Source organism: Streptococcus sp., from assembly GCF_032481935.1.
In the GTDB taxonomy this organism is placed as follows: domain Bacteria; phylum Bacillota; class Bacilli; order Lactobacillales; family Streptococcaceae; genus Streptococcus.
Window position 1 is genome coordinate 1 of record NZ_JAWERU010000007.1, and the last position, 15,123, is coordinate 15,123.

At 39.3% G+C, this 15,123-nt stretch carries 20 protein-coding genes; all 20 read left to right on the forward strand.

All coding sequences use genetic code 11. The features are described 5' to 3' along the window. The coding region (rpsU, locus tag E7C97_RS01800; protein ID WP_049540322.1) for a 30S ribosomal protein S21 at positions 1-96 on the forward strand (96 nt) is incomplete at its 5' end. Positions 97-283: 187 nt separating this feature from the next. Then, positions 284-1,219: an HPr(Ser) kinase/phosphatase gene (gene hprK / locus E7C97_RS01805; RefSeq protein WP_049526992.1), complete on the forward strand. Its 936-nt coding sequence runs from the start codon at positions 284-286 to the stop codon at positions 1,217-1,219. Beyond that, a complete protein-coding gene (gene lgt, locus E7C97_RS01810; protein ID WP_316107915.1) occupies positions 1,212-2,000 on the forward strand; it encodes a prolipoprotein diacylglyceryl transferase in 789 nt (262 codons plus the stop codon). The genes hprK and lgt overlap by 8 nt, the downstream gene beginning before the upstream one ends. A gap of 1 nt (position 2,001) precedes the next feature. Continuing rightward, positions 2,002-2,385: a DUF948 domain-containing protein gene (locus E7C97_RS01815; RefSeq protein ID WP_000895021.1), complete on the forward strand. Its 384-nt coding sequence runs from the start codon at positions 2,002-2,004 to the stop codon at positions 2,383-2,385. 15 nt (positions 2,386-2,400) lie between these two features. Further along, the gene (locus tag E7C97_RS01820; RefSeq protein ID WP_301560024.1) at positions 2,401-2,796 is read left to right on the forward strand and encodes a YtxH domain-containing protein; all 396 of its coding nucleotides are present in this window, start codon (positions 2,401-2,403) and stop codon (positions 2,794-2,796) included. Between the two features lie 85 nt (positions 2,797-2,881). Further along, positions 2,882-4,012: a radical SAM family heme chaperone HemW gene (gene hemW / locus E7C97_RS01825; protein WP_316107916.1), complete on the forward strand. Its 1,131-nt coding sequence runs from the start codon at positions 2,882-2,884 to the stop codon at positions 4,010-4,012. A 4-nt stretch (positions 4,013-4,016) separates the two neighbouring features. Further along, on the forward strand, positions 4,017-4,754 hold the full coding sequence (locus E7C97_RS01830; protein WP_316107917.1) for an acyl-[acyl-carrier-protein] thioesterase: 738 nt from the start codon (positions 4,017-4,019) through the stop codon (positions 4,752-4,754). 10 nt (positions 4,755-4,764) lie between these two features. Beyond that, positions 4,765-5,538 (forward strand): TIGR01457 family HAD-type hydrolase, encoded by a 774-nt coding sequence (locus tag E7C97_RS01835; RefSeq protein ID WP_316107918.1) that lies wholly within the window; start codon positions 4,765-4,767, stop codon positions 5,536-5,538. Next, positions 5,528-6,151: a TIGR01906 family membrane protein gene (locus tag E7C97_RS01840; protein WP_316107919.1), complete on the forward strand. Its 624-nt coding sequence runs from the start codon at positions 5,528-5,530 to the stop codon at positions 6,149-6,151. The genes E7C97_RS01835 and E7C97_RS01840 overlap by 11 nt, the downstream gene beginning before the upstream one ends. Before the next feature lie 210 nt (positions 6,152-6,361). Beyond that, complete coding sequence (locus E7C97_RS01845) at positions 6,362-6,763, forward strand: Spx/MgsR family RNA polymerase-binding regulatory protein (RefSeq protein WP_000631256.1); 402 nt, start codon at positions 6,362-6,364, stop codon at positions 6,761-6,763. Next, positions 6,764-7,042: a UPF0223 family protein gene (locus E7C97_RS01850; protein WP_316107921.1), complete on the forward strand. Its 279-nt coding sequence runs from the start codon at positions 6,764-6,766 to the stop codon at positions 7,040-7,042. After that, on the forward strand, positions 7,032-7,799 hold the full coding sequence (locus E7C97_RS01855) for an inositol monophosphatase family protein (RefSeq protein ID WP_316107922.1): 768 nt from the start codon (positions 7,032-7,034) through the stop codon (positions 7,797-7,799). Before E7C97_RS01850 ends, E7C97_RS01855 begins: the two co-directional genes overlap by 11 nt. A 6-nt stretch (positions 7,800-7,805) precedes the next feature. Next, entirely contained in the window at positions 7,806-9,119 is a 1,314-nt protein-coding gene (locus tag E7C97_RS01860; RefSeq protein ID WP_316107924.1) for an RsmF rRNA methyltransferase first C-terminal domain-containing protein, read from the forward strand. 110 nt (positions 9,120-9,229) lie between these two features. Beyond that, positions 9,230-10,108, forward strand: coding sequence for a phosphate ABC transporter substrate-binding protein PstS (locus E7C97_RS01865; protein ID WP_301560018.1), 879 nt, complete (start codon positions 9,230-9,232; stop codon positions 10,106-10,108). Beyond that, a complete protein-coding gene (gene pstC, locus E7C97_RS01870) occupies positions 10,108-11,025 on the forward strand; it encodes a phosphate ABC transporter permease subunit PstC (RefSeq protein ID WP_316107926.1) in 918 nt (305 codons plus the stop codon). Before E7C97_RS01865 ends, pstC begins: the two co-directional genes overlap by 1 nt. Further along, complete coding sequence (pstA, locus tag E7C97_RS01875) at positions 11,015-11,899, forward strand: phosphate ABC transporter permease PstA (protein ID WP_045763362.1); 885 nt, start codon at positions 11,015-11,017, stop codon at positions 11,897-11,899. Before pstC ends, pstA begins: the two co-directional genes overlap by 11 nt. 10 nt (positions 11,900-11,909) lie before the next feature. Next, positions 11,910-12,713, forward strand: a complete 804-nt coding sequence (pstB, locus tag E7C97_RS01880; RefSeq protein ID WP_316107928.1) for a phosphate ABC transporter ATP-binding protein PstB — start codon at positions 11,910-11,912, stop codon at positions 12,711-12,713. Positions 12,714-12,725: 12 nt separating this feature from the next. Then, positions 12,726-13,484: a phosphate ABC transporter ATP-binding protein PstB gene (pstB, locus tag E7C97_RS01885; protein ID WP_045763360.1), complete on the forward strand. Its 759-nt coding sequence runs from the start codon at positions 12,726-12,728 to the stop codon at positions 13,482-13,484. An 11-nt stretch (positions 13,485-13,495) separates the two neighbouring features. Beyond that, positions 13,496-14,149, forward strand: coding sequence for a phosphate signaling complex protein PhoU (gene phoU / locus E7C97_RS01890; protein ID WP_045763359.1), 654 nt, complete (start codon positions 13,496-13,498; stop codon positions 14,147-14,149). A gap of 157 nt (positions 14,150-14,306) precedes the next feature. Next, positions 14,307-15,122 (forward strand): ABC transporter substrate-binding protein, encoded by an 816-nt coding sequence (locus tag E7C97_RS01895; RefSeq protein ID WP_316107929.1) that lies wholly within the window; start codon positions 14,307-14,309, stop codon positions 15,120-15,122. The last annotated feature ends 1 nt before the right edge of the window (position 15,123 follow it).

Genomic DNA, 15,123 nt, shown 5'->3' on the forward strand with positions numbered 1-15,123 from the left:
ACTCTTCAAGAAACACGCAAACGTGAATTCTATGAAAAACCTTCTGTAAAACGTAAACGTAAATCAGAAGCAGCTCGTAAACGTAAAAAATTCTAATTAATAAGAAAGGCTAGACTTGTCTAGTCTTTTTTTGTTAGCTTCTAAGAGTCTGTTTAATCCCTTTTGATTGTTAAAATTATAAAGGTTACTTTCTTAAATAAATACCTCAAATACTGTTAAAAACATAAACTTCCTACTACAATTTGATATAATAGTAGGGAGAACTCGATTGAAGGAGAAAATTATGTCGGTTTTAGTCAAAGAAGTGATTGATAAGCTCAGACTAGACATTGTCTATGGTGAGCCTGAATTACTTGAAAAGAAAATCAATACTGCGGATATTACGCGACCAGGGCTTGAAATGACGGGGTATTTTGACTACTATACCCCAGAGCGGATTCAACTTTTGGGAATGAAAGAGTGGTCTTATCTGATTAGTATGTCTTCTCATAACCGCTACCAGGTTTTGAAAAAGATGTTTCAACCAGAAACACCTGCAGTTATTGTTGCGCGTGGTTTAGTAGTTCCAGAGGAAATGCTAAAGGCTGCTAGAGAATGTAAAATCGCTATTTTAACGAGTCGTACAGCAACAAGTCGTCTGTCTGGGGAATTGTCAAGTTACCTAGATTCTCGTTTGGCTGAGCGTGAAAGTGTACATGGTGTCTTGATGGATATCTATGGTATGGGTGTGTTAATCCAGGGCGACAGTGGTATTGGTAAGAGTGAGACAGGTCTAGAACTCGTGAAACGAGGACACCGTTTGGTGGCTGATGACCGTGTAGATATCTTTGCTAAGGATGAAATGACTCTCTGGGGTGAACCAGCTGAAATCTTGAAGCATTTACTTGAGATTCGTGGTGTTGGTATTATAGATGTGATGAGTCTTTATGGTGCCAGTGCAGTGAAGGATTCTTCACAAGTTCAGTTGGCTGTCTATCTAGAAAATTATGACACGCAAAAGACTTTTGATCGCCTAGGCAATAATGCTGAGGAATTGGAGATTTCTGGAGTAGCCATTCCACGTATCCGCATTCCTGTAAAAACAGGACGTAATATTTCTGTCGTTATCGAAGCAGCAGCGATGAATTATCGTGCTAAGGAAATGGGCTTTGATGCTACTCGACTATTTGAAGAAAGATTGACAAATCTGATTGCAAAGAACGAGGTGAAAAATGATTGATCCAATCGCTTTTCAAATTGGTCCTTTGGCTGTTAGATGGTATGCACTCTGCATTGTTTCAGGTCTTATTTTAGCGGTATATCTTGCCAGTAAAGAAGCGCCTAAAAAGAAGATTTTATCTGATGATATTTTGGACTTCATCTTAATTGCCTTTCCTTTATCCATCATTGGTGCTAGACTCTACTATGTTATTTTTAGATTTGATTACTATAGCCAACATCTGGGAGAGATTTTTGCTATTTGGAATGGTGGTCTTGCCATATACGGTGGTTTAATTACTGGCGCGATTGTACTCTATATTTTTGCTGACCGCAAATTAATCAATACTTGGGATTTCTTAGATATTGCAGCTCCTAGCGTTATGATTGCTCAGAGTCTAGGTCGTTGGGGAAACTTTTTTAACCAAGAAGCCTACGGAGCAGCCGTTGAAAATCTTGATTACTTACCTGGTTTTATTAAGAATCAGATGTATATTGATGGTTCCTATCGTCAACCAACCTTCCTATACGAATCTATCTGGAATCTGATCGGTTTTGCCTTGATTGTCGTTTTTAGACGTCGATTAAAGAGTGTCCGTCGTGGTCATATCACTGCCTTTTATCTAATTTGGTACGGATTTGGACGTATGATTATCGAGGGTATGCGTACGGATAGTCTCATGTTCTTTGGACTCCGAGTATCCCAGTGGTTGTCTGCACTATTGATCGGCCTTGGTATTTATATCATCTTTTATCAAAATCGGAAAAAAGCACCATTTTATAATGTAAAAAAGGAGAATTAAAATGTTAGAAGTGGCTTATATTATTGTGGCAATTGCCTTGGTTGTATTTTTAGTTTATCTGATTATTACCCTTCAAAAAGTTGGTCGTGTAATTGATGAAACTGAAAAAACTGTTAAAACTTTAACATCAGATGTAGATGTAACTCTTCATCAAACAAATGAATTGCTTACAAAAGTCAACGTTCTTGTTGATGATATCAATGTCAAAGTTGCTACAATTGATCCCCTCTTTACAGCAGTTGCAGACCTTTCTGTTTCTGTTTCTGACCTAAATGAGCAAGCACGTGTTTTGAGTAAAAAAGCATCATCTGCTGGATCAAAAACTATAAAAACTGGTGCAGGTTTATCTGCCATTCGTGTTGCAAGTAAATTTTTTAAAAAATAAAAAAGGAGTTGACTAATGGGAAAACTATCATCTATCCTTTTAGGAACTGTTTCAGGTGTTGCAGCTGCCTTGTTTTTAACTAGTGACAAAGGAAAACAAGTTAGAAGCCAAGCACAAGAATTTTTAGAAGATCTAAAAGAAGATCCTGAGTATGCTAAGGAGCAGGTTTGTGAAAAATTAACGGATGTCAAAGAACAAACCAAAGAATTCGTTCTTAAAACAAAAGAGCAGATTGAATCTGGGGAAATTACTCTTGACACTGTCCTAGATAAAGCAAAATATCATGCTCAACAAGCGACTGAGGCTTCAAAAGAAACCTTGAATCATTTCAAATCACAACTAGAAGAAAAAGTAGTTGTGGAAGAAAATGGAAATGGTCAAGAAATTGTCATTGAGCTTCAAGAAAATTAAAATAGAGTCACCATTCTTTGTTTTCTAGAAAATCAAGAATGGTGATTTTTTTCTTGAGAGAACTCTTTGTGGTATAATAAATACTATGCAGAAGAAACCGACATCAGCCTACGTGCACATACCATTTTGCACACAGATTTGTTATTATTGTGACTTTTCCAAGGTCTTTATCAAAAATCAGCCAGTAGACAACTATCTAGAGCATCTACTGCAAGAATTTCATTCTTATGATATTCAAAAATTGCGTACACTCTATATTGGTGGTGGGACACCGACAGCCTTGTCTGCTTCTCAATTGGAAGTTTTGTTAGATGGATTGACTAAAAACTTGGATTTGTCAGTCTTAGAAGAATTGACTATTGAGGCCAATCCTGGTGACCTGGATGCTGATAAGATTGCTGTTTTGCAAAATTCTGCAGTTAATCGTGTATCACTAGGTGTTCAGACCTTTGATGATAAAATGCTGAAAAAGATTGGGCGTAGTCATACTGAAAAGGATATTTATGAAAATATCGATCGCCTCAAACTTGCTGGTTTTGACAATATTTCCATTGACTTAATTTACGCACTTCCTGGTCAGACCATGGACCAGGTCAAGGACAATGTTGCCAAGGCAATTGCCCTTGATATTCCTCATATGAGTCTCTATAGCTTAATTTTAGAAAATCATACGGTCTTTATGAATCGTATGAGACGAGGGAAATTACCACTTCCAAAGGAAGAATTAGAAGCAGAGATGTTTGAGTATATCATTGCAGAGCTAGAAAAAGCTGGCTTCGAGCATTATGAGATTTCTAATTTTTCAAAACCAGGATTTGAGAGTCGCCATAATCTTATGTACTGGGACAATGCCGAGTATTATGGAATCGGTGCTGGTGCGTCTGGCTATATAGACGGTGTTCGCTATAAAAACCATGGGCCGATTCGCCATTATTTAAAGGCGGTAGAAGAGGGAAGTGCTCGTATCAATGAAGAACACTTGAGTCAAAGGGAGCAAATGGAAGAAGAGATGTTTCTTGGCCTTCGCAAGAAGTCAGGAGTTTCCATGGCACGCTTTGAAGAAAAATTCGAACGGTCTTTCCAGGAACTTTATGGGGATATTGTCAAAGACTTGATTCAACAAGGTCTTATGCAGGTTGAGGGGGATCGTGTTCGTATGACCAAGAGAGGTCTCTTTTTAGGAGATACAGTAGCAGAACGATTTATATTGGAGTAAAAGTATGGGCTTAACTTATCAAATGAAGATGAAAATTCCTTTTGATATGGCTGACATGAATGGCCATATCAAGCTACCAGATGTGATCTTGTTGTCCCTCCAGGTATCAGGGATGCAGTCAATTGATCTGGGAGTGAGTGACAAGGATGTTTTAGAACAGTATAATCTGGTCTGGATTATCACGGATTATGATATCGATGTGGTACGTTTACCTCAATTTGCTGAGGAAATCACCATTGAAACAGAAGCTTTGACCTATAATCGTCTTTTTTGCTACCGCCGATTTACTATTTATGATGAAGATGGTCAAGAAATCATTCATATGGTAGCTACCTTTGTCCTTATGGATCGTGAGAGTCGAAAGGTTCATCCTGTAGTACCAGAAATTGTCGCTCCTTATCAATCTGATTTTTCTAAGAAACTGGTCCGTGGGCCAAAATATACAGAGCTGGAAGAAGCGATAAGCAAGGACTACCATGTTCGTTTCTATGACTTAGATATGAATGGTCACGTCAATAACAGCAAATACCTAGACTGGATTTTTGAGGTCATGGGAGCCGATTTTCTTACCAACCATATTCCCAAAAAAATCAACCTCAAATATGTCAAGGAAGTTCGACCAGGAGGCATGATCACTTCTAGTTATGAATTGAATGAACTAGAAAGTAATCACCAAGTCTCAAGTGATGGCGATATCAATGCTCAAGCAAAGATAACTTGGCAAGAAATTAATAAAGATTAGAAAGAAAGATATGACTTATAAAGGATATTTAATTGATTTAGACGGAACAATCTATAAGGGGAAAGATAGAATCCCAGCAGGAGAAGCTTTTGTCCATGAGTTACAAAAAAGAGAGATTCCTTATCTTTTTGTGACAAACAACACCACTCGTACGCCTGAAAGTGTTCAAGAGATGCTAGCCAATCACTTTAACATCGAAACGCCTGTATCGACAATTTATACTGCAACCTTAGCGACTATTGATTACATGAATGATTTGGGGCTTGAAAAGACAGTCTATGTGATTGGAGAAGCAGGGCTCAAGGAAGCCATTCAAGCAGCAGGCTACGTTGAAGATAAAGAAAATCCAGCCTATGTTGTTGTTGGTTTGGACTGGCAGGTCGACTATGAAAAATTTGCTACAGCGACCCTAGCTATCCATAAAGGTGCTCATTTTATAGGCACCAACCCTGATTTGAACATCCCGACGGAACGTGGCCTTTTGCCTGGTGCTGGCTCACTGATTACTCTTCTCGAAGCAGCAACTCGTGTAAAACCAGTTTATATTGGAAAACCTAATGCGATTATTATGGACAAGGCTGTTGAACACCTAGGACTTGAGCGAGAAGAAATTGTCATGGTGGGCGATAATTACCTGACTGATATTCGAGCTGGTATTGACAATGGCATTCCTAGCCTTTTGGTGACGACAGGATTTACAAAACCTGAAGAAGTAGAGGATTTGCCAATTGCACCAACTCATGTCCTCTCAAGTCTAGCGGAGTGGAATTTCGATGAAAACTAAGTTTACTTTTGTAGGAAGTATTCTCTTTCTCCTCTCGCTTGCGATTTTATTGACTATTTACCTGGCTTGGTTGATTTACCCTCTGGAGATTTCTTGGTTAAACTTGACAAATCGTGTTCATCTGCAACCTCAGACCATCCAGCATAATTTTAATGTTTTGATGGATTATTTGACCAATCCATTGACTCAAGTATTGGAAATGCCGGATTTTCCTTCGTCTGCCTCTGGTATTCACCACTTTGTGGTTGTAAAGGGACTTTTCCATCTTGCTCAAGGAGTAGCAGTAGTTACTCTACCGATTTTCTATCTTTTTTGGAAGCAAGTTATTCAGAAAGGTTTTCTGCCACTTTATCGTAGAGCACTCTTAATCATACTTTCTCTACCTTTGGTTCTTGGTTTAGTTGGTGTCTTCATTGGTTTTGAACAATTCTTTACCTTGTTTCATCAGATTCTATTTGTAGGTGATGATACCTGGTTGTTTGATCCAGCAAAAGATCCTATCATTCTCATCCTACCAGAGAACTTTTTCCTCCATGCCTTTCTCCTATTTTTCTGCTTGTATGAATTGATTTTTGGATTTATGTACCTACAGAGTCGAAAAACAAATAGATAAGTGAAGAAAAGTATTACTGATTCAAAATAAAATGTAGGAAGAAACTATCGTTTGTAACATGAATATTTCTATATTTAAGCAAAACATTCATATGTGATTCTAAAAAACCTATTTTTCTTGAAAAAGTAGGTTTTTTTACGGAAATAACTAGTCAAGCGCTTTATTTTTTTGTATAATAGAAATAGAAAAGTATGTAAAGAAGAGGAAAGCATGATTACACTATTTTTATCACCGAGTTGTACATCATGTCGTAAAGCAAAGGCCTGGCTTGAGAAGCATAAAGTGCCCTTCCAAGAGCATAATATTATGACCAGCCCTTTAACGAGAAAAGAACTGCAACACATTCTTTCCTTGACCGAAAATGGTACTGATGACATCATCTCGACTCGTTCAAAGATTTTTCAAAAATTGAATATTGATGTAGAGAGTATCTCAGTATCGGAGTTGCTTCATTTAATTGAGCAGTATCCAAGTCTTTTGCGTCGTCCGATTATTATTGACGCAAAACGGATGCAAATCGGTTTTAATGAAGATGAGATTCGTGCTTTTCTCCCTCGTAGTTACCGTAAACAAGAACTGAAAGAAGCTACATTGAGAGCTGGTATTAATTAGATGAATAAACAGTATAGTTACCCACTAGATTTGTCGTGGAGCACTGAAGAACTTGCTTCAGTGCTTTCTTTTTTTAATAATGTTGAAGCAGCCTATGAGACTAAGGTAGAAGCAAAGAAACTACTAGATTCCTACAAGGGATTCAAAGCGGTTGTTCCAAGCAAGAGTGAAGAGAAACGCTTGGGTCGTGAATTTGAATCTGCGAGTGGCTATTCCTTCTATCGAGTTATCCAATTAGCTAAAGAACAAGGGGAAGGGAAGATTTCGCTTGGAAAATAAATTTGTGTTTGCCAAAGAGATTGTCAAGGAAGCAGGAGACTATATTCTAGCTCACATGCAGGAAGAATTGCATATTGAGAGAAAATCATCTCCTACAGACTTGGTGACTCGTTTGGACAAGGAAGTTCAGAATTTTTTGGTTGATAGGATTCGTTCGCATTATCCTGATGACCAATTTTGTGCAGAAGAAGGCTGTCTGCGTGCTTCAGTTGGATATGGATCTGTTTGGGTCATTGATCCCATTGATGGTACTAACAACTTTGTCGCCCAAGGTGAAGATTTCGCCATTATGGTAGCGTATTTTGAAAACGGTGTGGGTCAGTTTGGGATCATTTATGATGTCATGAAAGGTCATTGTTATCATGGAGGAGGTGCTTTTCAGGCCTGTCTCAATGAAGAACCCTTGCCGAACTTTAAGGATAAGCCCTTGCGTGATTTTCTAATTGCGAGTAATGCTGGTATGTTGGAAACAAACGCTTGGGGTGTAGCAGAATTGGCTAATGCTTCACTTGGTGTGCGAATATATGGAAGTGCAGCTATCAGCTTTTCAAAAATCCTCTCAGGTCAGCTATTGACCTATATCACCTATCTCCAACCTTGGGATTATGCTGCAGCTAGTATTATAGGAGAAAGTTTAGGGTATCAGATTGTAACCTTAACTGGAGAACCGGTGGATTTTCAGACACGACAACCAATTATGATGGTTCCAACTGACAAGTTGGCAGAAATCCAATCCTATATCTATGAAAGGAAATAAACTTACATGCAATTTCCAGAAGGATTTGTAAAAAAATATGAAGTAATATTGGGAGATGAGGCAAGAGCTTTTCTTGCCTCTTTTGATGATGAGGCAGTTTCCGCCTTTCGCATCAATCCCTTAAAAGAAAGCCAAGTTTCTTTTTCAGATGCTATTCCAAATACACCCTGGGGCTATTATGGCAAGGTTTCAGGGAAATCACCTGAGCATGTAACAGGCTTGGTCTATTCCCAAGAACCTGCTGCACAAATGGTTGCACAAGTAGCTCAACCAAAGGCTGGTATGAAGGTCTTGGACTTGGCAGCGGCTCCCGGTGGTAAATCCACTCAACTGGCAGCCTATCTTGCAGGCGAAGGTCTTCTTGTTTCCAATGAAATTTCTAGCAAGCGAGCAAAGATTTTGGTTGAAAATATGGAGCGTTTTGGTGCAACAAATGTTGTTGTAACCAATGAATCTGCAGATCGTTTGGCTAAAGTGTTTAAGGGATATTTTGACATAATTGTTCTAGATGCTCCATGTTCTGGAGAAGGAATGTTCCGAAAACAGCCAGATGCTATGGATTATTGGAGTGTAGAATATCCAAGCCAATGTGCTGACTTGCAGCGTGAAATTCTAGTGGATGCAGTCACCATGTTGGCTGATGGTGGTCGTTTGGTCTATTCTACCTGTACCTGGGCTCCAGAAGAAAATGAAGAAATTGTCCAATGGTTACTGGATAGCTATGATTTTGAATTGATCCCAGTTCAACATATCAATGGAATGGTTCCTGGGATTGACTTACCTGAAGCCGCTAGAATGTATCCACATCACTTTAAGGGAGAAGGACAGTTTGTTGCCCATTTACAATTTCGAGGGGAAAATAAAGTCTCTAAGTTCAAGCCTTCTAAATCCAACCTCTCTCGAGAACAGATTTCCTTATGGCAGGATTTTGAGAAGAAACATTTAAAAGAGAAACTGGCTGGAGTCCTACAGGTTTTTGGAGACCAACTGTATTTATTGCCAGAAGGTCTACCAGATTTAGGAAAACTAAGAATTGCACGAAACGGACTTCATCTTGGAACCTTTAAGAAGAAACGTTTTGAACCAAGTTTTGCTCTTGGCCTAGCCTTAAAACCAAGTCAAGTCAAGCAATCAATTGAAATTCATCAAGAAGACTTCGTTAAATACGTGGCCGGTGAAACAGTTCAGCTGTCTGAAACTTTGTCAAATGGCTGGTATCAAGTTTTAGTTGGTGGGAATGGTCTAGGTTTTGCAAAAGTGACCGGAAATACCTTGAAGAATTATTTCCCTAAGGGCTTGAGGTTTAAGGTAAAAAACTAGTCAAAATCAGTATTCTATGTTATAGTGGAAGTATGGATTTTTTGCATAAAACATTAGAAAAATAGGGCGAAATTCCAAGTTATTCATCATTATTTTCAAGGAGACAAATAGTGAAAAAAATTAAAAAACTCACCCTCTTTCTTGCAACCTTTTTACTTGCTGGTTCACTAGCAGGATGTGCAAGTTGGATTGATCGTGGGGAGTCAATGACGGCTGTTGGCTCAACTGCCCTCCAACCTTTAGTCGAGGCGGCGGCAGATGAATTCGCATCAGCTCATATCGGTAAAACGGTCAATGTTCAAGGTGGAGGTTCTGGTACAGGACTATCGCAGGTTCAATCAGGAGCAGTAGATGTCGGAAACTCGGATGTATTTGCTGAAGAAAAAGACGGTATTGATGCTTCAGCATTGGTCGATCATAAGGTAGCTGTTGCAGGTTTGGCTGTTATTATCAATAAAGAAGTAGATGTTGATAATCTAACGACAGATCAACTCCGACAAATCTTCACAGGAGAAATTACCAACTGGAAAGAAGTCGGTGGGAAAGATTTAGCCATCTCTATAATCAACCGTGCGGCTAGTTCAGGTTCTCGTGCAACCTTTGATAGTGTGATCATGAATGGTCAATCAGCAATGCAAAGTCAGGAACAAGATTCAAACGGGATGGTCAAATCAATCGTTTCTCAAACCCCTGGAGCTATTTCCTACCTAGCATTTGCTTATGTTGATGATTCTGTTGGGACAATCAAACTCAATGGTTATGAACCAATTTCAGAGAATGTAACCACGAATAATTGGCCTTTGTGGTCTTATGAACATATGTATACACTTGGTGAGCCAAATGAATTGGTTGCTGAATTCTTAAACTTTGTTCTTTCAGACGAAGCTCAGAACGGAATCGTTAAAGGAATGGGCTATATTTCTGTTAAGGAAATGAAGGTTGAAAAAGATGCTGCAGGGACTGTAACAGCGCTAGAAGGGAGTCAATAATGAATCAGGAAGAATTATCTAAAAAATTGCTCTCTCCTTCAAAAAATTCTCGTCTTGAGAAATTAGGGAAAGGGCTAACCTTTTCCTGCCTTTCTTTGATTGTCATCATCGTTGCTATGATTTTGATTTTCGTGGCTCAGAAAGGGTTATCTACCTTCTTCGTCAATGGTGTTAACATTTTTGAATTTTTATTTGGACAGACTTGGAACCCTTCAGGGAAACAATTTGGTGCTCTTCCGATGATTTTAGGTTCCTTTATTGTTACCATCCTATCAGCTCTTATTGCAACACCATTTGCCATTGGTGCTGCAGTCTTTATGACAGAAGTATCACCAAAAGGGGCAAAGATTTTGCAACCTGCTATTGAACTCCTAGTTGGGATTCCTTCAGTAGTTTATGGATTTATCGGATTACAGGTCGTCGTACCATTTGTACGTAGTGTCTTTGGTGGAACAGGTTTTGGTATTTTATCAGGGATTTTCGTTCTCTTTGTTATGATCTTGCCGACTGTAACCTTTATGACAACTGATAGCTTACGTGCAGTTCCTCGTCACTACCGTGAAGCTAGTTTTGCTATGGGAGCTACTCGTTGGCAGACTATCTGGCGTGTAACCTTGAAGGCGGCACGTTCAGGTATTTTTACGGCAGTAGTCTTTGGTATGGCGCGTGCTTTCGGTGAAGCACTAGCTATTCAGATGGTGGTCGGAAACTCAGCCGTTGTCCCAACTTCATTGACAACACCTGCTGCGACTTTGACCTCTGTTTTGACCATGGGTATCGGAAATACTGTTATGGGAACTGTTGATAATAATGTTCTTTGGTCACTAGCCTTAGTATTGCTTTTGATGAGCTTGGCCTTTAACAGTGTGATTAAATTGATTACGAAAGAAAGAGGAAAGAAAAACTATGCACGCTAAGAAATTAGATAAACTTGCTACAGCTGTCCTCTATACCATCGCAGGAATCATTGTGACCATCCTTGCTTCCTTGATTCTCTATATCTTGGTTCGAGGCTTACCTCATGTTTCTTGGTCCTTCTTGACTGGAAAATCATCTTCTTACCAAGCAGGTGGTGGTATTGGAATCCAGCTTTATAATTCCTTCTTCCTTTTGGTCATTACCTTATTCATCTCTGTACCTCTATCAATGGGAGCTGGAATTTACTTGGCTGAATATGCTAAAAAAGGTCGTGTTACCAACTTCGTTCGTACCTGTATTGAAATTTTGTCTTCACTGCCATCAGTCGTAGTCGGTCTCTTTGGTTACCTCATCTTTGTAGTTCAGTTTGAATATGGATTTTCCATTATTTCTGGTGCCTTGGCTTTGACTGTCTTTAACCTTCCACAGATGACGCGTAATGTTGAAGACAGTTTGAAGCACGTTCACCATACGCAACGTGAAGCTGGTTTAGCACTTGGACTTTCACGTTGGGAAACAGTTCTTCATGTCGTTATCCCCGAAGCCCTACCTGGTATCGTTACGGGTGTTGTCCTTGCATCAGGTCGTATCTTTGGTGAAGCTGCGGCTCTTATCTATACGGCAGGACAATCAGCTCCAGCTCTTGACTGGTCAAACTGGAATGTCCTCAGCGTAACCAGTCCAATCTCAATCTTCCGTCAAGCAGAAACCTTGGCTGTTCATATCTGGAAAGTCAACAGTGAAGGAACTATTCCTGATGGAACCCTTGTTTCAGCAGGTTCTGCTGCGGTGCTCCTCATCTTTATCTTGATCTTTAACTTTGGAGCTCGCAAACTCGGAAGCTACCTACACAAGAAATTAACCGCTGCCTAAAGGAGAAGCCATGTCAAAATATAATTGGGATGAAAAGCATATCATTACCTTTCCAGAAGAAAAAGTGGCCCTCTCTACTAAGGATTTACATGTTTACTACGGTAAAAACGAATCCATTAAGGGCGTCGATATGCAATTCGAAAAAAATAAAATCACGGCCTTGATTGGTCCGTCTGGATCAGGAAAATCAACCTACCTACGCAGTCTCAACCGTATGAATGATACCATTGATATTGCAAAGGTTACAGGACAGATTCTCTATCGAGGTATTGACGTTAACCGTCCAGAAATTAATGTTTATGAAATGCGTAAACATATCGGAATGGTATTTCAACGTCCAAATCCATTTGCTAAATCAATTTACCGCAACATCACCTTTGCACATGAACGTGCAGGCGTTAAGGACAAGAAAGTCCTTGATGAAATTGTAGAAACCTCTCTTCGCCAGGCTGCCCTCTGGGATCAGGTAAAAGATGACCTCCACAAGTCAGCCTTGATGCTTTCAGGTGGTCAGCAGCAACGTCTGTGTATCGCTCGTGCTATCTCTGTTAAACCGGATATTCTCTTGATGGATGAGCCGGCATCAGCTTTAGATCCGATTGCGACAGCTCAACTTGAAGAAACCATGCTTGAGTTGAAGAAGGACTTTACCATTATCATCGTAACCCACAGTATGCAACAGGCTGCTCGTGCTAGTGACTATACAGGATTTTTCTACTTGGGTGACTTGATTGAGTATGATAAGACTGCTAATATTTTCCAAAATGCTAAGCTACAGTCTACTAATGACTATGTAACTGGACACTTTGGTTAGAAAGGGAACAGTATGACAGAACCGATTTTGCAGGTTTCAGACCTGTCAGTCTATTACAATAAAAAGAAGGCCTTGAATAGTGTTTCCTTATCATTCCAACCCAAGGAAATTACGGCCCTTATCGGTCCGTCTGGATCTGGGAAGTCAACACTTCTAAAGGCTATTAACCGAATGGGGGATCTCAATCCTGAAGTGACGACAACTGGATCAGTGGTTTATAACGGTCACAACATCTATAGCCCTCGTACCGATACAGTTGAATTGCGTAAGGAAATTGGAATGGTATTCCAACAACCCAATCCTTTTCCTATGTCTATCTATGAAAATGTGGTCTACGGTCTCCGTATTAATGGAGAAAAAGACAAGCAGGTCTTGGATGAAGCTGTGGAGAAAGCTTTACAGCGTGCTTCAATCTGGGATGAGGTCAAGGACCGTTTGCATGACTCTGCCATTGGTCTTTCAGGTGGTCAACAGCAACGTGTTTGTGTAGCACGTGTATTGGCGACTAGTCCTAAAATCATCCTTTTGGATGAACCAACTTCAGCCTTGGACCCTATTTCTGCTGGTAAGATTGAGGAAACCTTGTATGGACTAAAAGACAAGTACACCATGCTCTTGGTCACTCGTTCTATGCAGCAAGCGTCTCGAATCTCTGATAAGACAGGATTTTTCCTCAATGGAGATTTGATTGAATTTAACGATACCAAGGATATGTTCCTCTATCCTCAACATAAGGAGACAGAGGACTACATTTCAGGTAAATTTGGATAAGGAGTGAGAAGATGTTACGATCTCAATTTGAAGAAGATTTAGAGAAATTGCATAATCAGTTTTATGCCATGGGACAAGAAGTTCTTTCCCAAATCAATCGTACCGTACGTGCTTTTGTAACGCATGACCGTGACATGGCTAAAGAAGTCATTGAGGAAGATGCAGAAGTAAACGAATACGAAGTGAAACTTGAAAAGAAATCATTTGAAATGATTGCCCTACAACAGCCAGTTTCACAAGACTTACGTACAGTTTTGACAGTTTTAAAAGCTGTCTCAGACCTAGAACGTATGGGAGACCATGCAGTATCTATCGCAAAAGCAACGATTCGAATGAAGGGTGAGCAACGTATCCCTGCAGTTGAAGAAGAAATTAAAAAAATGGGTCGTGAAGTAAAAAACTTTGTTGAAGCCGCTTTAGAACTTTATTTGAATGGTTCTGTGGATCAAGCCTATGAAGTTGCAACTATGGATGAAAATATCAACCATTACTTTGATAACATTCGAGACCTAGCTACAGAAGAAATCAAGAAACATCCTGAAGCCATCGTCACAGGTCGTGATTATTTCCAAGTTATCTCTTACTTGGAGCGCATTGGTGACTATGCAAAAAATATCTGTGAATGGGTTGTATACTTTGAAACAGGTAAGATTGTTGAATTGTAAGATTGATTAATTATGCAAAAAAAAGAGCTTGTTAGTAAGTAAAAGCTCCTTTTTTGAAAGAATAATTGAAAATTTTTCATAAAAATTTAAAATATGCTTGACAAACAAAGTTTATAGAGTTATAATTATACAAAAATAACAGAGAGGTTGTTTATTTATGAATTTTAAAAAATGGATATTTGTCTTATGTAGTTTTCTTGCAAGCTTCTTTTTAGTAGCTTGCCAATCGTCTAGTTCAAGCTCACAGTCTGCAGTGGAGGCCATCAAGCAAAAAGGGAAATTAGTGGTAGCAACTAGTCCAGACTATGCTCCCTTTGAGTTTCAATCCCTTGTAGATGATAAGAACCAAGTCGTAGGTGCTGATATTGACATGGCGCAGGCAATCGCAGATGAACTTGGAGTGAAATTGGAAGTTTCAAGCATGAGTTTTGATAATGTCTTGACTAGTCTTCAGACAGGAAAAGCAGACCTAGCAATTGCGGGAATCAGTGCAACTGAAGAAAGACAAGAAGTCTTTGATTTCTCAATTCCATACTATGAAAATAAAATTAGCTTCCTTATCAGAAAGTCAGATCTTGAAAAATACAAGGATTTAGATTCTCTAGCAAGTGCTAATATTGCAGCTCAAAAAGGAACTGTTCCTGAATCTATGGTTAAAGAGCAACTTCCAAAGGCACAGTTGACTTCTTTGACAAACATGGGCGAAGCAGTCAATGAGCTTCAATCAGGTAAGGTTGATGCCGTTCATATGGATGAGCCAGTAGCACTAAGCTATGCTGCTAAGAACTCAGATTTGGCTGTAGCTACAGTAAGCTTGACTATGAAAGAAGGCGAAGCAAATGCCGTAGCTATCAAAAAAGGTAACTCAGATTTGAAAGAAGTAGTTGATAAGGTCATCCAAAAACTGAAAGATGACGGAACTTACCAAACTTATCTTGAAAAAGCTGCTAAGCTAACAGAAGTAGAACAATAAA